Annotated in this window: 21 protein-coding genes and 5 tRNA genes; 17 read left to right on the top strand and 9 right to left on the bottom strand. The window is 44.4% G+C overall.

Translation table 11 applies throughout. The annotated features are described in order from the left end of the window. Nucleotides 1-117: 117 nt before the first annotated feature. The 5 genes from AAFX28_RS10505 (at nt 118) to AAFX28_RS10485 (ending at nt 617) form a co-directional block, all read left to right on the top strand. Nucleotides 118-193, top strand: a tRNA-Phe gene (locus AAFX28_RS10505). Nucleotides 194-247: 54 nt separating this feature from the next. Then, nucleotides 248-323 (top strand) — tRNA-Thr (locus AAFX28_RS10500). Between the two features lie 21 nt (nt 324-344). Beyond that, a tRNA-Asn gene (locus AAFX28_RS10495) sits at nt 345-420 on the top strand. Nucleotides 421-430: 10 nt separating this feature from the next. Beyond that, nucleotides 431-506: transfer RNA gene (locus AAFX28_RS10490), tRNA-Thr, on the top strand. 35 nt (nt 507-541) lie between these two features. Beyond that, nucleotides 542-617 (top strand) — tRNA-Asn (locus AAFX28_RS10485). Between the two features lie 267 nt (nt 618-884). Here AAFX28_RS10485 and AAFX28_RS10480 read toward each other — a convergent pair. From AAFX28_RS10480 to mlaF, 8 genes are all read right to left on the bottom strand, one after another. Then, nucleotides 885-1625 (bottom strand): 1-acylglycerol-3-phosphate O-acyltransferase, encoded by a 741-nt coding sequence (locus AAFX28_RS10480; RefSeq protein ID WP_408687503.1) that lies wholly within the window; start codon nt 1623-1625, stop codon nt 885-887. Between the two features lie 116 nt (nt 1626-1741). Continuing rightward, nucleotides 1742-3001 carry a UDP-N-acetylglucosamine 1-carboxyvinyltransferase gene (gene murA, locus AAFX28_RS10475; RefSeq protein WP_408687501.1) on the bottom strand — a complete coding sequence of 420 codons (1260 nt, stop codon included), beginning with the start codon at nt 2999-3001 and terminating at the stop codon, nt 1742-1744. A 9-nt stretch (nt 3002-3010) separates the two neighbouring features. Then, nucleotides 3011-3265, bottom strand: a complete 255-nt coding sequence (gene ibaG, locus AAFX28_RS10470) for a BolA family iron metabolism protein IbaG (protein WP_408687499.1) — start codon at nt 3263-3265, stop codon at nt 3011-3013. Then, the gene (locus AAFX28_RS10465) at nt 3258-3587 is read right to left on the bottom strand and encodes a lipid asymmetry maintenance protein MlaB (RefSeq protein ID WP_408687497.1); all 330 of its coding nucleotides are present in this window, start codon (nt 3585-3587) and stop codon (nt 3258-3260) included. The genes ibaG and AAFX28_RS10465 overlap by 8 nt, the downstream gene beginning before the upstream one ends. After that, nucleotides 3584-4225 carry a phospholipid-binding protein MlaC gene (gene mlaC / locus AAFX28_RS10460; protein WP_408687495.1) on the bottom strand — a complete coding sequence of 214 codons (642 nt, stop codon included), beginning with the start codon at nt 4223-4225 and terminating at the stop codon, nt 3584-3586. The genes AAFX28_RS10465 and mlaC overlap by 4 nt, the downstream gene beginning before the upstream one ends. A gap of 11 nt (nt 4226-4236) precedes the next feature. Then, nucleotides 4237-4719: an outer membrane lipid asymmetry maintenance protein MlaD gene (gene mlaD, locus AAFX28_RS10455; protein ID WP_408687493.1), complete on the bottom strand. Its 483-nt coding sequence runs from the start codon at nt 4717-4719 to the stop codon at nt 4237-4239. A 20-nt stretch (nt 4720-4739) separates the two neighbouring features. Next, nucleotides 4740-5528, bottom strand: coding sequence for a lipid asymmetry maintenance ABC transporter permease subunit MlaE (gene mlaE / locus AAFX28_RS10450; RefSeq protein ID WP_408687491.1), 789 nt, complete (start codon nt 5526-5528; stop codon nt 4740-4742). Beyond that, complete coding sequence (mlaF, locus tag AAFX28_RS10445) at nt 5528-6325, bottom strand: phospholipid ABC transporter ATP-binding protein MlaF (protein WP_408687490.1); 798 nt, start codon at nt 6323-6325, stop codon at nt 5528-5530. The genes mlaE and mlaF overlap by 1 nt, the downstream gene beginning before the upstream one ends. A 245-nt stretch (nt 6326-6570) precedes the next feature. Between mlaF and AAFX28_RS10440 the strand changes: the two genes are divergently transcribed. The 12 genes from AAFX28_RS10440 (at nt 6571) to mgtE (ending at nt 15727) form a co-directional block, all read left to right on the top strand. Further along, a complete protein-coding gene (locus AAFX28_RS10440) occupies nt 6571-7536 on the top strand; it encodes a calcium/sodium antiporter (protein WP_408687488.1) in 966 nt (321 codons plus the stop codon). Between the two features lie 18 nt (nt 7537-7554). After that, on the top strand, nt 7555-8520 hold the full coding sequence (locus AAFX28_RS10435) for a KpsF/GutQ family sugar-phosphate isomerase (RefSeq protein ID WP_408687486.1): 966 nt from the start codon (nt 7555-7557) through the stop codon (nt 8518-8520). Next, on the top strand, nt 8520-9077 hold the full coding sequence (gene kdsC / locus AAFX28_RS10430) for a 3-deoxy-manno-octulosonate-8-phosphatase KdsC (RefSeq protein ID WP_408687484.1): 558 nt from the start codon (nt 8520-8522) through the stop codon (nt 9075-9077). Before AAFX28_RS10435 ends, kdsC begins: the two co-directional genes overlap by 1 nt. Beyond that, on the top strand, nt 9074-9637 hold the full coding sequence (gene lptC, locus AAFX28_RS10425) for an LPS export ABC transporter periplasmic protein LptC (RefSeq protein WP_408687483.1): 564 nt from the start codon (nt 9074-9076) through the stop codon (nt 9635-9637). Before kdsC ends, lptC begins: the two co-directional genes overlap by 4 nt. Then, entirely contained in the window at nt 9618-10115 is a 498-nt protein-coding gene (gene lptA / locus AAFX28_RS10420) for a lipopolysaccharide transport periplasmic protein LptA (protein WP_408687481.1), read from the top strand. Before lptC ends, lptA begins: the two co-directional genes overlap by 20 nt. A gap of 2 nt (nt 10116-10117) precedes the next feature. Further along, nucleotides 10118-10843: an LPS export ABC transporter ATP-binding protein gene (lptB, locus tag AAFX28_RS10415; RefSeq protein WP_408687479.1), complete on the top strand. Its 726-nt coding sequence runs from the start codon at nt 10118-10120 to the stop codon at nt 10841-10843. Between the two features lie 50 nt (nt 10844-10893). Next, nucleotides 10894-12351 carry an RNA polymerase factor sigma-54 gene (locus AAFX28_RS10410; protein ID WP_408687477.1) on the top strand — a complete coding sequence of 486 codons (1458 nt, stop codon included), beginning with the start codon at nt 10894-10896 and terminating at the stop codon, nt 12349-12351. Between the two features lie 24 nt (nt 12352-12375). Beyond that, nucleotides 12376-12663, top strand: a complete 288-nt coding sequence (gene hpf, locus AAFX28_RS10405; protein ID WP_053441026.1) for a ribosome hibernation promoting factor — start codon at nt 12376-12378, stop codon at nt 12661-12663. A 4-nt stretch (nt 12664-12667) separates the two neighbouring features. After that, nucleotides 12668-13114: a PTS IIA-like nitrogen regulatory protein PtsN gene (gene ptsN, locus AAFX28_RS10400; protein ID WP_053441025.1), complete on the top strand. Its 447-nt coding sequence runs from the start codon at nt 12668-12670 to the stop codon at nt 13112-13114. Further along, nucleotides 13114-13977, top strand: coding sequence for an RNase adapter RapZ (gene rapZ / locus AAFX28_RS10395; protein WP_408687475.1), 864 nt, complete (start codon nt 13114-13116; stop codon nt 13975-13977). Before ptsN ends, rapZ begins: the two co-directional genes overlap by 1 nt. Nucleotides 13978-13980: 3 nt before the next feature. Further along, nucleotides 13981-14259: an HPr family phosphocarrier protein gene (locus tag AAFX28_RS10390; protein ID WP_408687473.1), complete on the top strand. Its 279-nt coding sequence runs from the start codon at nt 13981-13983 to the stop codon at nt 14257-14259. A 112-nt stretch (nt 14260-14371) separates the two neighbouring features. After that, a complete protein-coding gene (mgtE, locus tag AAFX28_RS10385) occupies nt 14372-15727 on the top strand; it encodes a magnesium transporter (RefSeq protein WP_408687472.1) in 1356 nt (451 codons plus the stop codon). 60 nt (nt 15728-15787) lie between these two features. Here mgtE and metH read toward each other — a convergent pair whose 3' ends face one another. After that, entirely contained in the window at nt 15788-19468 is a 3681-nt protein-coding gene (gene metH, locus AAFX28_RS10380; RefSeq protein ID WP_408687470.1) for a methionine synthase, read from the bottom strand. Nucleotides 19469-19563: the final 95 nt, after the last annotated feature.

Here is a 19563-nt window from a genome sequence, read left to right as displayed (position 1 = left end):
ATTTCTTAATCAAAACGGATAAAAACAGTCCATTAAGTATAGAAAAACAACAAACGATATTTTTTTTGCATTTTAATGTTGACCTAAAGAACGAAAAGCCGTTTAATACACCTCGTCGCCCGGATAGCTCAGTCGGTAGAGCAGAGGATTGAAAATCCTCGTGTCGGTGGTTCGATTCCGCCTCCGGGCACCACAATTTATTTGTTGGTGTCTAAGTAAGACAACAACATGAAAAGAAATAAAGTGCGCCGACTTAGCTCAGTAGGTAGAGCAACTGACTTGTAATCAGTAGGTCACCAGTTCGATTCCGGTAGTCGGCACCATTTCTTTTCTCAATGGACAATTCCTCCTTAGCTCAGTTGGTAGAGCGACGGACTGTTAATCCGCAGGTCGCTGGTTCGAGCCCAGCAGGAGGAGCCACATTTAGTGTGCCGACTTAGCTCAGTAGGTAGAGCAACTGACTTGTAATCAGTAGGTCACCAGTTCGATTCCGGTAGTCGGCACCATTCTTTCTTCTTAGAAAGATTTAAAAAAGAATAATTCCTCCTTAGCTCAGTTGGTAGAGCGACGGACTGTTAATCCGCAGGTCGCTGGTTCGAGCCCAGCAGGAGGAGCCACTTTTTAAAACCAAGTCGAAAGGCTTGGTTTTTTTTCGTTTGTACTCTCTCTAAATCTTCTCTCAGAAAATCCCACTTTTCCAAAGCAAACGTCGACTCTCATCATATAGATTTTCTACGTTTACCTCTTCACACTGAAGTAAACCTATCATGTAATGCTATTGTTCCTTGTCTAATTGACGCTTCAATACAACGGCGAGAATTAACAGATATAAAAAAGCCCCAGTCTTTCGACTGAGGCTTCTAGAAACGCTTGTACGGCTCTAATTAAGCTTTTACACCGTCTTGTTGGTTAAGCATAGCAACTTCATTGTCTAACGCTTCTAGCTTCGCTTTCATCTGCTCACGACACTCATTCGCTAGCTCACGTACATTCTCTTTGCCATACGTTTCAGTGCTGATCGCTGGTAGCATCTCTACAATAACGTGGCCATTGTTCCAACGGTTCAACTTAATGCCGGCGGTTGAGCTACATACAATCGGAACAATCGGCAGCTTAGCGCCAATCGCAGCATGGAAAGCGCCCGTTTTGAACGGAAGTAAACCTCGACCACGAGAACGTGTACCTTCAGGGAACATCCACACAGACACATCACTCTGCTTCATTTGATCGACAACTTGATCAATCGTGCCTTTCGCTTTAGAGCGGTTTGCACGGTCAATGAGAATATTACCTGTAAGCCAGTAAAGCTGCCCAAATAACGGCATCCAAGCTAAGCTCTTCTTACCTACCGTAACGACCTTAGGTGTTACCGCAGATGAAACCGTGAATAAATCCCAGTTATTTTGGTGGTTAGCAATGTAGATATGCTGACCTCGCTCGTAAGCATCTTTAGGAAGACGAAGCTCCAGCTTAATACCAAACACTCGTGACATCTTGCCGAACAGACGACCAAAGGTAAAAACATGCTTAGGGTTACGTGGGCTTAGTAAACAGTAGCCACAACCAAACACAAACATCACGACTGCAAAAATCGCAACAGCAAATACACGTAATAGTGCAATCATTGTAGTTCTCCAAGAATTCTGGGAGTCAAAAATAGTGACCAGACTCTAACTGATCTATCGCTCATAAAAAAGCCGAAACTTGCGTTTCGGCTTACAAATGTTAGCTCAAAGCCAAATTAGTCTTGAAAACGCTCGATATTCGCACCCAGTGCAGAAAGCTTGTCTTCAATTTTGTCGTAGCCGCGGTCGATATGGTAGATACGGTCAACGATTGTCTCACCTTGAGCAATACAGCCAGCAATAACTAGACTTGCTGAAGCACGAAGGTCAGTTGCCATCACTTGTGCACCACTCAGTTCGTCAACGTCACCACAGATAACCGTGTTACCTTCAATCTCTGCTTTTGCGCCCATACGCATAAGTTCAGGCACATGCATAAAGCGATTTTCAAAGATAGTTTCGGTAATGACACCGCCACCTTTCGCCATCAGGTTAAGTAGAGTGAACTGAGCCTGCATATCGGTTGGGAAACCTGGGTGTGGAGCAGTGCGAACCGTTACCGCTTTTAGCTCACGGCCCGTCATGTCTAGAGAAATCCAATCTTCACCTGTCTCTACTTTTGCCCCCGCTTCTTCTAGCTTAGCAAGAACAGCTTCAAGAAGATGTGCCTTAGTATTACGACAAACGACTTTACCGCCAGATACCGCAGCAGCAACAAGGAATGTCCCTGTTTCAATACGGTCAGCCACAACAGCATGTTTACCACCGCTTAGACGCTCTACACCTTCAATAGTGATAGTGTCAGTGCCTGCACCTGAGATCTTTGCGCCTAACTTATTAAGGAAGTCCGCTGTGTCTACAATCTCTGGTTCGCGAGCAGCATTGTCTAATACCGTAGTACCTTCAGCTAATGTCGCCGCACACATGATAGTGATCGTTGCGCCTACACTCACCTTGTCCATAACAATGTGAGCGCCCTTTAAGCGGCCATCAACATTGGCTTTTACATAACCATCTTCAAGAGTGATTGTCGCACCTAGTTGCTCAAGACCGTGAATATGCAAATCCACTGGACGAGCGCCGATAGCACAGCCACCAGGTAAAGATACTTGCCCCTGACCGAAACGAGCGACAAGTGGACCAAGCGCCCAAATAGACGCGCGCATCGTCTTAACCAAGTCATATGGCGCACAATATTCATTGATACTGCTTGGGTCGACATGAACCGAACCATTGCGCTCTACTTTTGCACCTAAACGCTGCAGTAGCTCCATCGTTGTATCGATGTCACGTAAGCGAGGTACGTTTGTCACCTCAACCGGCTCTTCTGCGAGAATCGATGCAAATAAAATTGGCAGTGCAGCATTCTTTGCACCAGAGATAGTTACTTCACCAACTAATGGCTGGTCAGAACCTGTTACTCGAAACTTTTCCATTATTAAACCTTACAGCGACATCAGCTTCTTATCACGTGCCCACTCTTCTGGAGTATAAGCTTTAATTGAAACCGCATGGATGTCATTTCTTTGGATGTATTCCATTAGTGGTGAATAGATTAGTTGTTGTTTTTTAACGCGACTCATTCCATCGAAACAAGCATCAACAGCAACGACTTCGTAGTGGCTACCTTCACCTTTTACGTGTAGTTCTTCTAAGTTCAGAGCTTCGTTCAAAATCTGTTGTACTTTTGCGCTATCCACAATTCACCCCTGTATTATTCTTTAAATGCTCAGCAATAAAATCATCAACATTGCTTAACTGAAATAGTGTGCGCAGTTCATCCGGCACGAAACTGAGCATTATATGACAGTTTTGTTTTTTTGCATGCTCTATTAGATGAATTAACATCACCATTCCGGCTGAGTCTATTTTATTTAGACCCTCAAGCGAGATTTCTATCTGACTGCCCTGCCATTGCTGCTCTTTCAAAGAACGCCATAGCTTGGGAACAGTCTCTCGATTGAGTTCCCCACTCAATTCAAACTCATTCACACTGCTTGAGTGCCAATTGGCATTATTCATTGAGCTTTGCTCTCAAAGCGAATCGGCTGTTTCGCTAGTTCTTCAAGTTCATTAGCTACAGCCAGAATACCTTCTTGGCGCAACTTGCTGTTCCACTCAGATTGTTTGCTCGACAATAAGCTAATTCCTTCTGCAATCATATCGAATGCCTGCCATTCGCCGCTCTTCTTATCTTTACGCAGCTTAAACTCCAATTTGATGTTGGGCCTAGGCGCATCAACAATCTCAACTTTCACCCCAGTAATGCTCTTTTTAGGGTTGAGTTTTGGTTCTGGACCGAACTCGATAGTTTGATCAGTATATTGCGTCAGAACTTGAGCATAAGAGCTCACTAAATACGAGCGAAATGCCACAATAAACTTAGCAACATCTTCACGCTTGGCACCCTTTAGATTTGGCCCCAAAAGCTTAAGTGCTGCATACTTTTCGTTGATATAAGGCATTAACTCTTCATCAACAATCATTTTTAAGTGCTCAGGATCTTGATGAATTTGTTCCTGCTCGGCTTTCAATCTTGCGAAAGCGTGTTCAGAAACTTGCTTCATCATCTGATATGGCTGGGTTTTATCTATCTCATTTGCTGTCACGTTAAAAGCAAAAAGCAATGAGCACAAAGTAAGTACTAACTTTTTAAACATCCTGCTGCTCCTTATTCGCTTTCAGAATCACCGCCAACGCTATATAAGACCTGACCAATCAAGTCCTCTAGCACTAACGCCGATTTCGTATCTTCAATATAGTCACCTTCCACCAGCATCTGTTCGTCGTCAAACACAAAACCCGGTGTTAAGCCAATATATTGCTCACCAATAAGACCTGAGGTCAGGATCTTAACGCTTGAGGTTTCAGGGAACTGATCGTAAGTACTACTGATCGCCATAGTTACAACCGGAAGTAAAGACTCACTATCCAAACCAATATTCGTCACTCGTCCAATCACAACTCCGCCTACCTTGACTGGTGAGCGAACTTTCAGACTACCTATATTGTCAAACTCCGCTTTGAGCGTGTAAGTATCATTTGAACCGAGACCTTTAACGTCAGCAACTTGAAAAATCATTACTAGAATTGCGCAAATTCCAGCAAGGACAAAGCTACCGACCCATAATTCAATCTTTCGAGTTTGTTGCATGATTAATTCCCAAACATCATTTAATTACCAAACATCAAGGCAGTAAGTACGAAATCTAGGCCTAGAACGGCCAACGAAGAGTGAACAACTGTACGTGTTGTTGCTCGACTAATACCTTCCGAAGTCGGAATGGCGTCATACCCATTAAACAGCGCAATCCAAGTCACCGTAACCGCAAAGACCAAGCTTTTGATCATGCTGTTACCAATATCTTGTCCTAGCTCAACAGACGCCTGCATTGCTGACCAAAAGCTGCCATGATCGATTCCTTTCCAATCCACACCAACCAGTTGCCCTCCCCAAATACCAACAGCCATAAAAATCATCGCTAACATTGGCATTGAAATAACCCCCGCCCAAAAACGTGGTGCAATCACCCTTTTCAGTGGGTCGACCGCCATCATTTCCATACTTGAAAGCTGCTCTGTTGCTTTCATTAAGCCTATTTCAGCTGTTAACGCAGAGCCCGCACGGCCTGCAAACAATAAAGCGGTAACAACTGGGCCAAGCTCACGTAAAAGTGAAAGCGCGACCATTTGACCTAAAGCCCCTTCGGCACCAAAATCCACTAGGATGACGTAACCCTGTAAGCTCAGCACCATACCAATGAATAAGCCAGAAAGAACAATAATAAGCAGTGATTGAACGCCAACGCTATAGAGCTGCTTAACCAGCAGTGGAAAGTTCTTAATTGGTTGAGGTCGACTCGCCAATGCGCCAAACAGCATTAAACTGGCTCGGCCAAATGACTCACAGACAGCCATACTTCTTTGGCCGACAGAAGCAACGAAATTAGCGAAACCTGCCATTATGAGAAAAGCTCCTTGGCTAAAGGTTGAGACGGGTAGCTAAATGGAACAGGTCCATCAGCTTGCCCTTCTAAAAACTGTTGAACTTGCGGGTCTGGGTTTGCTCGAAGTTCTTCAGGAGTGCCACTGGCAACAATTTTTCCGTTGGCCAGAATGTAGCACCAATCAGCGATACTCATCACTTCAGGAACATCATGAGAAACCACGATAGACGTGACTCCAAGCGCTTGATTCAAATTTCGAATCAGCTCCACCAGCACCCCCATCGTAATTGGATCCTGCCCAACAAAAGGTTCGTCGTACATAATAAGGTCTGGGTCCAAAGCGATGGCTCTTGCCAGTGCAGCGCGTCTTGCCATGCCACCAGACAATTCACTTGGCATCAATTCAGCAGCCCCACGTAAGCCAACGGCCTCTAACTTAAGTAGAACTAAAGTACGGATTAAAGGCTCTTCAAGCTCAGTATGCTCGCGAAGGGGAAAAGCGACGTTATCGAAAACGGTTAGGTCAGTGAACAGCGCTCCAGATTGAAACAGCATGCTCATTTTTTTACGCTCTTGATAAAGCTTAGAACGGCTTAAAGCAGGGATGTTATGACCATCGAACCAGATTTCTCCAGCATCAGGGGATATCTGACCACCGATAAGACGAAGCAATGTCGTTTTACCTATACCAGATGGGCCCATAATCGCCGTTACCTTGCCTTTTGGTACGTGTAAGCTTACATCGTCAAAAATCTTTCGCTTACCACGAGAGAAGGTCAGCTTTTTTACGGTAACTAAATCTTCAGATTCCATGCTCAACTCTTGGTCACTCCCTTTGAGAATGGGCAATCATAAGCACATTCATACATAATTTAAAGCACTGTTCAATTAATTGTGAGTGAGTTTAATATTAGTAATAGCGATGACATATCTCACCTAAAGTCTTCTAATCATCTGTATCGTTCACAATTAATTTGAATGAAGCGCTTCCCTTTTATAAGCCAAACCGTCAAAATTAACGGTTAAATTCTCTCGCTGTATATTGATTAGGAATCATCATGTTCGAAGCCGTTGCGTTTCTCATTATTGGATTAGTATTTTTGGTTTGGAGTGCAGATAAACTGGTATTTGGTGCTGCTGCTCTAGCTCGAAATGTAGGTATTTCACCGCTAGTTATCGGTATGACAATTCTTGCAATGGGTTCTTCAGCTCCTGAAATGATGGTTTCAGCAACGGCTGCATTGGATGGCAAGACAGATACAGCCGTTGGTAACGTATTAGGCTCTAACATTGCGAACATTGCTTTAATCCTTGGTATCACCGCACTGATTAAGCCACTATCCATTAGTTCAGCTGTACTGCGACGCGAACTCCCACTAATGATTGGCGTAACAATCCTGGCTGGCGTACTACTCTGGGACAACCACTTAGGCTTCTACGAAGGTGTGCTGCTATTTGTTCTGTTTGCCGCTTTCATTCTTGCGATGCTACACATAGGCCGCAGTGAAAAGAAAAACGGTGACGTATTACTAGAAGAGCAAGAATCCGAGGTACCTGAAGGCGTCAGCAACGCTAAAGCCGCAATGTGGGTCGTGATTGGTCTTATCATCCTTCCTATCGCCGCTGATGCTTTAGTCGACAGCGCTGTTATCATCGCTAAACACTTCGGTATGAGTGACCTTGTTATTGGTCTAACAATTATCGCTGTCGGTACTAGCCTTCCTGAGCTTGCCGCATCACTAGCGGGTGTGATGAAAGGTGAAGACGATATGGCAGTCGGCAACATCATCGGCTCTAACGTATTCAACATTCTCGCGGTAATGGGTATCCCTGGTATTCTTAACCCATCAATTTTAAGCGAGTACGCAATGGGGCGCGATTTCTGGGTAATGCTTGGCGTATCACTACTCCTTGTTGCTATGGCACTAGGTAAATCACGTAGCATTAACCGCTTTGAAGGTGCTGCGCTATTCTGCTGCTTTATCGGCTACCAAGCTTACTTAATCATGAACATGACCGCTTAAGATTCTCGGGAGTTCTCTATGTTTGATTTTCGTTCTGCTGCTTTAGAAGTTCTAGAAACTGAAATTGAGGCTCTAGAGCAGTTAGACCAATACCTGAACCAAGACTTTGTTAAAGCATGTGAGTCAATCATTGCAAATAAAGATGGCAAAGTTGTCGTAATGGGCATGGGTAAGTCAGGCCACATTGGCAACAAGATTGCGGCAACACTGGCTAGTACAGGCACCTCATCGTTTTTCGTTCATCCTGGAGAAGCCGCGCATGGCGATCTCGGCATGATCGAACCTGGTGATATTGTTCTAGCGATTTCCAATTCAGGTGAATCTGGAGAGATTTTAGCTCTTTTCCCAGTATTGAAACGCCTCAATATCAAAATCATCAGCATGACAGGTAAGCCAAATTCGAACATGGCAAAACTGTCAGATATTCATCTACAAATCACTGTGCCGAAGGAGGCCTGCCCTATTCAATTGGCACCGACCTCTAGCACAACCGCAACATTGGTAATGGGTGACGCTCTTGCTATGGCATTGATGCAAGCTCGTGGCTTTACCTCTGAAGATTTCGCCCTTTCACACCCAGGTGGTGCTTTAGGGCGTAAACTACTGCTTAAACTGTCGGACATCATGCATACCGGCAATGCGCTACCTTTAGTTACACCAACCACGGTAGTACGTGATGCATTACTCGAAATCAGTCAGAAAGGCCTAGGAATGACTGCCGTTGTCGATGACCACCAGCAACTAGTTGGTATCTTCACTGATGGCGATTTAAGGCGTATCCTTGATAAGAGAATCGATATTCATAGCGCACTAATTGGCGATGTGATGACAGTGAACCCAACGGTTGCTGAGCCAAACATGCTCGCAGCTGAAGGCCTTAATTTAATGCAAGACAAAAGCATCAATGGCCTAATTCTGTGTGAACAAGGCAAAGTGGTGGGTGCACTGAACATGCACGACTTATTAAAAGCTGGAGTGATGTAATGCCAGAAATGATTGAAACGCTGTATCAACCGGTGGAACCTTCTATCCTTGCCATTGCCAAAGAGATTAAACTGCTCATTTGCGATGTCGATGGAGTTTTCTCAGACGGTTTGATCTATATGGGCAATGATGGCGAAGAGCTTAAAACCTTCCATACCCGTGACGGTTATGGCGTTAAGTCATTAATGAATGCCGGTATTGAAATTGCGATCATTACAGGCCGCCGCTCTCAAATTGTCGAGAACCGTATGAAAGCGCTTGGTATTTCGCTGATTTATCAGGGACAAGACGATAAAGTAAAAGCGTACCAAGACATTTACAGCAAACTGAATATCTCTGCCGAACAAACGGGCTATATCGGCGATGATCTTATCGACTGGCCAGTAATGGAAAAAGTGGCATTGAAGGTCTGTGTTGCTGATGGGCATCCTTTGTTAGCAAAAAGAGCAAATTATGTCACCTCAATTAAAGGTGGCCACGGAGCAGTAAGGGAAGTCTGCGACCTCATTCTTCAAGCACGAGACGAACTAGACGTTCATAAAGGTTTAAGTATATGAGTCTTTCTCGTATTGGTTATATCATCGTGAGTTTCATAATATGCTGGTCTGCTTACTATCTTTTCGATAAGCAGCAGAGTTATGATATTCAGGTTGAACCAGATACAGAACTCCCAATGTTTAATGGTGAAGGGCTTGTGAATACCTCTTACACTGACGACGGTATTCGCAGCTATGTCATCACATCAGTAGAACTCGATCACTATGCGAAGAGCGGCGATACGATTTTCCAACAACCCGTCCTAAAAGTGTACAAAGAAGGGACAACCCAAGAGTGGGAAATTACCGCTGTTCGTGGAGTCTTAACTCAAGAACATGTGTTGACCCTATATGAAGATGTTCTGGCGACAAACTTGTTGCCCGACTCTGGGTTCGACACCCTGTCAACTGAGGTAATGAATATCCAGTTAGATAGTAGAGACTTTTGGGCAGATAACCAAGTAACCTTGGTTGGCCCACAATTTGAAACGGTAGGGCAAGCAATGAACGGTAACTTTGCCGATAATCATGCGACCCTATACAAACATGTACAAGGTAGATATGAAACTCTCACACCTTAGTCTGATTTCTTGTTTATTCCTATCTAGCCAAGCGCTAGCGCTATCAACAGACCAAGATCAACCGGTCTACATTGACTCAGATAGCCAGCAGCTAGATATGCAGAGCAATAAAGTTACTTTTCTTGGTGACGTTAAGCTGAAACAAGGCAGCATCAACATCAACGCTGACAAAGTTATCGTAATACGCGACCCAAAAGATGGCTCGATCCAAGAGATTGAAGGTTACGGTGATTTGGCGACGTTCTCTCAGCTAACTGATGACGGTAAGACCTTATATGGCGAAGCAAAAGAGCTTTATTACGTGATGGTCGATGATCAATTAACAATGATTGATCAGGCAATGTTGTCTCAAGATGACAGCGTGATCCGCGGAACAAAAATTCGCTACAAGATTTCATCTCAAAAGCTGATTGCTGACGGCAAACAGAAAGGCGACCGCGTTTCTACCGTTCTTCAACCACAGACAGTACAAGAATAATTATGGCAATTCTCAAAGCTGAGCATTTAGCAAAGACCTACGGTAATCGAACCGTCGTTACCGACGTAAGCCTTCAAGTTGAATCTGGACAAATCGTTGGTTTGCTTGGTCCTAACGGAGCGGGTAAAACAACGTCGTTCTATATGATTGTAGGCCTTGTTGCTCGCGATCAAGGTGCCATAACGATCGATGGAAAAGACATCAGCATCTTACCAATGCACAGCCGTTCGCGTATGGGTATTGGCTACCTGCCACAAGAAGCCTCTATCTTCCGTAAATTGTCAGTTGAAGACAACATAATGGCAGTACTAGAAACTCGTGAAGAAATGACGCGAGAAGAGCGCCAAGATAAGCTAGAAGATTTGTTGGAAGAATTCCACATTCAGCACATTCGCGCTAGTGCGGGTATGGCATTATCGGGTGGTGAGCGACGTCGTGTAGAAATTGCCCGTGCACTGGCTGCTAACCCACAATTTATTCTTCTTGATGAACCCTTTGCTGGTGTTGACCCCATTTCGGTTATCGATATCAAGAAGATCATTGAGCATTTAAGAGATCGTGGCCTCGGCGTTCTTATCACCGACCACAACGTTCGCGAAACGCTCGATGTGTGTGAGAAAGCTTACATCGTAAGCCAAGGACACCTGATTGCAGAAGGCACTCCTGACCAAGTACTGAATAACGAACAAGTAAAACAAGTTTATCTAGGCGAACAATTCCGTCTATGATTAAAGGGAAGAACGGTAAGATTCTCCAGCATTAAGGCAAACAATACTGAATGAAACCCTCATTACAACTCAAGCTAGGACAGCAGTTAGCGATGACTCCTCAATTGCAGCAAGCGATTCGCTTGTTGCAACTGTCAACGTTAGATCTTCAACAAGAAATTCAAGAAGCTTTGGATTCAAACCCTCTGCTAGAGGTTGAAGAAAACAGTGATGAACCTTCTTCAGAAGAGAACAGCCGCAATGAGGAAAAAGAGCCGACGGTTGAAGTCTCGGAGCCGGATGTAAAAGACAGCTCTGAATTGATCGAAAAGTCAGAAATCAGTAATGACTTAGAAATTGATACCACATGGGATGATGTCTACAGCGCAAATACAGGTAGTACAGGTATAGCCCTCGATGACGATATGCCGGTATATCAAGGTGAAACAACTCAGTCTCTCCATGACTACCTTATTTGGCAGCTTGACCTCACCCCATTCAGTGAAACTGACCGAACCATAGCCTTGGCGCTAATTGATGCTATTGATGACTATGGTTATTTAACCGTTTCAACACAAGATATTCTTGAAAGCTTTGATAACGAAGAAATTGAGATCGAAGAAATTGAAGCCGTTCGTAAGCGTATTCAGCAATTCGACCCTCTTGGTGTCGCATCAAACAATTTGCAAGATTGCCTATTACTACAGCTAGCTACGTGTCCTGAAGATACGCCATGGCTACAAGAAGCCAAGTTAGTACTTACCAACCATATCGACCAACTTGGTAACCGTGATTACAAGCTGATCATCAAAGAGACTAAACTCAAAGAAGCTGAATTGCGTGAAGTACTTAAACTCATTCAGCAACTTGATCCAAGACCAGGTAGCCGCATAGCTACTGAGCACGCTGAATACGTTATTCCGGACGTTTCCGTGTTTAAAGATCACGGTAAGTGGGTAGTCACTATCAACCCAGATTCCATTCCAAGACTTAAAGTTAACCAACAGTATGCAGCTCTAGGCAAAGGCAGTAGCCCAGACAGCCAGTACATCCGCAGCAATTTGCAAGAAGCAAAATGGTTAATTAAGAGCTTAGAAAGTAGAAACGAGACCCTGCTCAAAGTTGCTAAGTGTATTGTTGAACATCAGCGTGATTTCTTTGAGTATGGTGAAGAAGCGATGAAACCTATGGTGCTCAATGACGTTGCATTAGCCGTCGACATGCATGAGTCCACCATATCAAGGGTTACCACACAGAAGTATATGCATACTCCGCGTGGTATTTTTGAACTGAAGTACTTCTTTTCTAGCCACGTCAGTACTGATAATGGCGGGGAGTGCTCATCAACTGCAATTCGCGCACTAATTAAGAAGCTCGTTGCTGCAGAGAATAGCGCTAAGCCTCTGAGTGATAGCAAAATTGCAGCTCTACTTGCTGACCAAGGAATTCAGGTCGCTAGAAGGACAATAGCGAAGTACCGTGAATCATTAGGTATTGCCCCTTCAAGTCAGCGCAAACGCCTGCTTTAGGCCAACAACCGAGAAGGAAAGTCTATGCAAATCAATCTTACTGGACATCACGTTGATCTAACCGATTCAATGCAAGACTACGTAAACGATAAGTTTCAAAAGCTTGAGCGCTTTTTCGACCATATCAACAGTATTCATGTGGTATTAAAAGTTGAAAAACTTAACCAAATCGCAGAAGCTACCCTTCATGTTAACCAAGCTGAGATTCATGCATCATCAGATGATGAAAGCATGTATGCAGCAATAGATTCCCTAGTCGACAAACTTGTTCGACAGCTCAATAAGCACAAAGAAAAGCTAAACGCCCACTAACACCATGCAACTAAGCGAAATCCTCACATTGGACTGCACCAAAAGTGCAGTCCAATGTACTAGTAAAAAGCGTGCCCTTGAAATGATCAGCGAACTTGTCGCTGAGCAAACCGGGCAGAATTCTACCGAACTATTTGAATGCATGCTCAGCAGAGAAAAGATGGGCAGTACTGGCATTGGAAATGGAATTGCCATTCCCCATGCTCGTATGCACTCTAGTGATAAAGCTGTAGCTGTTTTGCTTCAGTGTGAATCACCAGTTGAGTTTGACGCTATCGATAACCGTCCTGTTGACCTACTTTTTGCTTTGCTTGTGCCTGATGCACAGTGCAAAGAGCATCTAAAAACTCTTTCTAGTATGGCAGAACGTCTTAACGATAAGCAGATCCTAAAACAACTTCGTAAAGCTCAATCCGATCAAGAACTTTACGATATTATGGTTAGCCAGTAATGCGTCTTATCGTAGTAAGTGGTTACTCAGGGGCAGGCAAAAGTGTCGCTCTGCGAGTACTTGAAGACCTAGGTTACTACTGTGTCGACAATCTTCCTGTCGATATGCTTGAAGCCTTTGTTCAGTCAGTTCAATCTAGCAAACAAAACGTAGCGGTAAGCATCGATATTCGAAACTTGCCTACTGAGCCAAACTTAGTTGAAGATGTTCTTACTAAGCTCAAGCAAGGCTCAGACGTAAGCGTGTTGTTTTTGGATGCCAACAAAGACACTCTACTAAAACGCTATAGTGAAACCCGCCGAATTCATCCACTGACGTTGAGCTTGGAGAACACATCCCTCGAGCAAGCTATTGCAAAAGAGCGATGCATTCTTTCACCGCTCAAAGAGAATGCAGATCTAGTGATCGATAGTAGTCACCAATCTCTTCATGATCTCAGTGAAACAGTCCGCATGCGGGTTGAAGGCCGAGAGCGCAAAGACCTAGTGATGGTATTCCAATCATTTGGCTTTAAGTACGGCCTTCCAAGTGATGCTGATTATGTCTTTGATGTACGTTTTCTACCAAACCCTCATTGGGAACCGGACTTGCGTCCACTTACTGGTTTGGATGCACCGATTAAATCGTTTCTAGAGGGCCATCAAGACGTAATGGATTTGAAACAACAAATTCAAAAATTCATCGAAAACTGGCTTCCTTTGCTTGAGAAAAACAACCGCAGTTACCTGACCGTGGCTATTGGCTGTACAGGTGGTAAACACCGCTCAGTCTACTTAACTCAGCAAATTGGCGAATACTTTGCAGAAATGGGTCACCAAGTCCAAATTCGTCACGCCTCATTAGAGAAAAATCATAAGGAATAGTTTATGCAGCAGCAAAGCCGTACAGTCTTAATCCAAAACCGTTTAGGGCTCCATGCTCGTGCTGCTGTTAAACTTGTCGAACTGGCCCAATCATTCGATGCTATTCTCACCATTCAAAACCATGAAGGTAAAGAAGCAACCGCCGACAGCGTAATGGGTTTGCTTATGCTTGAATCAGCTCAAGGCGAGCACGTCACGATTAGCGCTGAAGGTGGTGATGCACATCCTGCATTGGAAGCGGTTTGTCATCTAATCGAAGATAAATTCGATGAAGATGAGTAATCCCAAACGCTTCAGGCATTAAATTGTCTTCCTTAACATTAACTTATTAAATCCATTCTAAAATTAAGTTACTATCCTTAGCATTGTAAGCTTATAGAGTCAGGGGGAACCAATGGCAGAGCAAATAGAATTCGACCAAGCTCACCAAGCCCTCAAAGAAGTAACAGAAGCTCTAGAAAATGGCCGATTTGTCCATGTCCGCCGTCAGCTGCAAGACATGGAACCTGAAGATATTGCCCATCTCTTAGAAGCCTCTCCACGAAAAAGTCGTGAAGTCCTTTGGCAGCTCACCGATCCAGAAGATTACGGTGAAATCCTCGATGAATTAAATGAAGACGTAAAAGATGACTTGGTGTCTAAAATGGCACCAGAGATGCTTGCTGAAGCGACAGAAGGTATGGAGACCGATGACGTTGCCTACGTACTTCGTAGTCTTCCAGATGACGTTTCTCGTGAAGTTCTATCACAGATGGATGCAGCTGAGCGATTGCTCGTCGAAACAGCCCTCTCCTACCCTGAAGATACTGCCGGCGGCTTGATGAACACCGACGTCATTACCATTCGTAGTGATGTTGATGTCGATGTTGTACTGCGCTACCTGCGTATGAAAGGGGAACTTCCAGAGGCTACTGATGCCCTTTACGTCATTGATGAAGAGAACCGTCTAATCGGCCAACTTCCAATAACAACCCTGATCACGACTCAACCTGATATTGAGGTAAGTGAAGTCATGGAAGATGCTGATGAAGCAATCGAAGTGACTATGATTGACTCCGACATCGCGAGTTTGTTTGAGCGACGTAACTGGGTATCAGCGCCTGTCATCGATGAAAACCAACACCTAGTGGGCCGTATCACCATCGATGACGTTGTCGATGTCATTCGTGAAGATGCCGAACACTCTATGATGAGTATGGCGGGTATGGATGACGATGAAGATACTTTTGCACCCGTGGTTAAATCCGCCCGTAAGCGTAGTGTCTGGTTAGGAGCAAACGTACTTGCCGCTCTAGCAGCCGCATCCGTTTCAAACATGTTTGAGGCTACGCTTGACCAAATGGCAGCGATTGCGGTCTTGATGACAATCGTTCCATCTATGGGTGGGGTGGCTGGCAACCAAACTGTCGCTCTCGTCATTCGAGGTTTAGCACTAGGTCACATCGGTGACTCCAACAAACGCGAACTTCTCATGAAAGAAGCAGCTATCGGCTTGCTCAACGGCATCATGTGGGCATTGATCATTGGTGGTATCGTGGTGGCTTGGAAAGGCAACTGGATGCTCGGTGGTATTATCTCCGCAGCAATGCTTACCAACTTATTGGTTGCGGGTATTGCCGGGGTATCAATCCCTATTCTTTTAAAGAAGATGAATATCGACCCTGCTCTTGCAGGCGGTATGGCACTGACTACAGTCACCGATGTCATCGGTTTATCGGTCTTCTTAGGCTTAGCGACTATTCTTATCTAGAACCCATTAGACAAACAAAAAAGCGCAGTATCAATACTGCGCTTTTATTTTATCTCACGATTAACCGTTGATGTTTGGCCCTAGCCACTTCTCCGCCTCAAGCATATTCCAACCTTTACGATCAGCGTAGCTCTCCACTTGATCCTGCTGGATCTGTGCGATCGCAAAGTAACGCGAGTCAGGGTGTGAGAAGTACCAACCCGATACAGATGCACCTGGATACATTGCGTAGCTCGACGTGAGTGTCATACCAATTGTCTCTTCAACCTTCATCAGCTCCCACAAAGGACCTTTCTCTGTATGCTCAGGACAAGCTGGATAACCAGGTGCTGGGCGAATACCTTGGTACTTTTCACGAATCAAATCTTCATTCGACAAGTTTTCATCCGCAGCATAGCCCCAAATTTCCTTACGGACACGCTCATGTAAATACTCAGCAAACGCTTCAGCTAAACGATCTGCAACCGCTTGAATCATAATAGCGTTGTAGTCATCACCTTGTGCTTTGTACTCATCCGCTAGTTCACGCTCATTAATACCGCCAGTTACTGCAAAGGCACCAATCCAATCTTTCTTACCCGACTCTTTTGGCGCAATGTAATCTGACAAGCAGTAGTTAAACCCTTTTGGTTTTTCCGTTTGCTGACGTAAGTTACACAACACCTTAGCGACCTCGGTACGAGATTCATCGGTATACACTTCAATATCATCACCAACACTTGCAGCTGGGAATAGTGCACACATACCACGAGCTTTCATTAAGCCTTCTTTCTCGACTCGGTCCAGCAATTCATTGGCATCTTTAAATAAGCGCTGTGCTTCTTCGCCCACTTCCTCATGCTCAAAAATCTTTGGATACTTACCAACTAGCGACCAAGTCATAAAGAATGGAGTCCAGTCGATATACTTTCGTAGTGTTGAGATATCAAAATCATCAAACACATGCACACCCGGTTTAGCTGGTACAGGTGGCGTATAGCTATCCCAATCAATATCAACCTTATTTGCACGAGCTTGCTCTAATGTCACTGGCTTAGTGCGCGGCTTCTTACGGTTATGCTGATCACGAACGCGTTCATAATCTGCATCGAGTTTTTCTACGAATGCAGGACGTAGCTCATCAGATAATAAAGAAGTACATACACCTACGGCTCGAGAGGCGTTATTCACATAAACCACTGGATGTTTGTAGTTTTGCTCAATTTTAACGGCCGTATGGGCCTTGGATGTTGTTGCACCACCAATCAGCAACGGTAAATCAAAATCTAGACGTTCCATTTCTTTGGCGACATGAACCATCTCATCTAATGAAGGAGTGATTAAGCCAGACAAACCAATGATGTCGACATTCTCTTCTTTGGCAACTTTAAGGATTTGCTCACAAGGAACCATGACACCAAGATCAATGATCTCGTAGTTATTACACTGAAGTACGACACCAACAATATTCTTACCAATATCGTGAACATCCCCTTTTACTGTCGCAAGCAGAATCTTACCGTTGGTAGAGCCTGCCTGTTTTTCTTTATTGATGAAAGGCTCTAAGTGACCAACTGCCTGTTTCATTACACGAGCAGATTTAACCACCTGAGGTAAGAACATCTTGCCTTCACCAAACAGGTCGCCGACAACGTTCATACCATCCATTAGCGGGCCTTCAATCACCTCTAATGGTTTAGATGCATTAACACGTGCTTCTTCTGTATCTTCAATAATGAACTCGGTAATGCCCTTAACTAGCGCATGTTCGAGACGTTTCTCTACTGGCCAAGTACGCCATTCAAGTGCAGAAGCATCTTCTTCTTTACCGACACCTTTACCAGCATATTCAGCAGCTATATCAAGCAGGCGCTCTGTACCGTCTTCACGGCGGTTAAGAACGACATCTTCCACCGCTTCGCGTAACTTATCAGGCACGTTATCGTAGATCTCTAGCTGACCTGCGTTAACAATTCCCATATCCATACCATTCTTGAAACAGTGGTATAGGAACACGGCGTGAATCGCTTCACGAACGTAGTTATTACCTCGGAAAGAGAATGAAACGTTAGACACACCACCCGAAATCATCGCATGCGGCAAGTCTCGTTTGATGTCAGCTACCGCTTCGATGAAATCAACAGCGTAGTTGTTGTGCTCTTCAATACCTGTAGCGACTGCAAAGATATTCGGGTCAAAGATGATATCTTCTGGTGGGAAGCCTACTTCATCTACAAGAATTCGATAAGCGTTAGTACAGATTTCTAATTTACGTTCACGGGTTTCCGCTTGGCCAACTTCGTCAAATGCCATCACGATAACGGCAGCACCATAACGGCGGATCAGCTTAGCCTGCTCAACAAACTTCTCTTTACCTTCTTTTAGCGAGATCGAGTTAACGATACCTTTGCCCTGAATACATTTAAGGCCAGCTTCGATAACCTCCCACTTTGAAGAGTCAACCATGATTGGTACTTTTGAAATCTCTGGCTCAGAGGCACATAGATTCAAAAAGCGCACCATACATGCTTCAGCGTCAAGCATCCCTTCATCCATGTTGATATCGATGATCTGAGCACCGTTTTCAACTTGCTGACGGGCAACCTCTAAAGCTTCGTCATACAGTTCTTCTTTGATCAGGCGCTTAAAGCGAGCTGAACCAGTTACGTTGGTTCGTTCACCAACGTTGATAAATAGTGTTTCTTTTTCGATCGTTAGTGGCTCTAGACCTGATAAACGACATGCTGTTACGAGATCAGGCAATACACGCGGAGTAACACTTTCGACCGCTTGTGCCATCTGACGAATATGTTCTGGAGTAGTACCACAACAACCACCAATGAGGTTTAGAAAGCCGCTTTCAGCCCATTCTTTAACATGGACAGCCATACCCTCAGGAGATAGATCATACTCACCAAATGCGTTTGGTAATCCTGCGTTAGGGTGTGCAGAAACAAACGACTCAGAGATGCGTGATAGCTCTTCTACATAAGGACGGAGTTCATCTGGACCAAGTGCACAGTTAAGGCCAAATGAAATAGGTTTTACGTGACGCAGAGAATTGTAGAAGGCTTCTGTTGTTTGGCCCGATAGAGTACGCCCTGAAGCGTCGGTAATCGTGCCTGAAATCATAACAGGCAAACTAATACCCATTTCTTCAAATACGGTTTCGACTGCAAAAGCACACGCCTTCGCATTTAGCGTATCGAAGATAGTCTCGATAAGAATAAGATCTGAACCGCCTTTAATTAGCGCTCGAGTCGACTCAGAGTAAGCCGCTACAAGCTCATCAAAACTAACATTACGATAACCTGGGTCATTTACATCAGGAGAGATAGAACAAGTGCGGTTAGTAGGACCAAGTACACCAGCAACATAGCGAGGCTTATCAGGTGTTTTCGCCGTCCATTCATCAGCAGCTTCTCTAGCTAACTTAGCAGCCTCAAAGTTAATCTCTTCGCTAAGGCTTTCCATTTCATAGTCAGCCATTGCGATAGTGGTTGCGTTAAATGTGTTGGTTTCAAGAATATCTGCACCAGCTTCAAGATACTCTAGATGAATATCTTTGATAAGTTTTGGCTGGGAAAGAACCAAAAGGTCATTGTTGCCTTTTAAATCACAGTGCCAATCAGCAAAACGTTCACCACGATAGTCTTGCTCTTCCAGTTTGTAGTCTTGGATCATGGTGCCCATACCACCATCGATCAATAAGATACGTTGCTTTAATTGAGCTTCAATCTGTTGCCTTACATTACTTCCCACAGTACAGCCTCATTCCTTTAGTTATCACTCCATCCTATCACACATTAAAAAGGAGTCTAGACGTCTAAACGAGTAAATTGATGACTTTAAACTGA

Source organism: Vibrio sp. TBV020 (assembly GCF_046056895.1).
Lineage (GTDB): Bacteria > Pseudomonadota > Gammaproteobacteria > Enterobacterales > Vibrionaceae > Vibrio.
The sequence above is the reverse complement of the archived record's forward strand: the minus strand, read 5'-3'. Positions and strand labels throughout refer to the sequence as shown.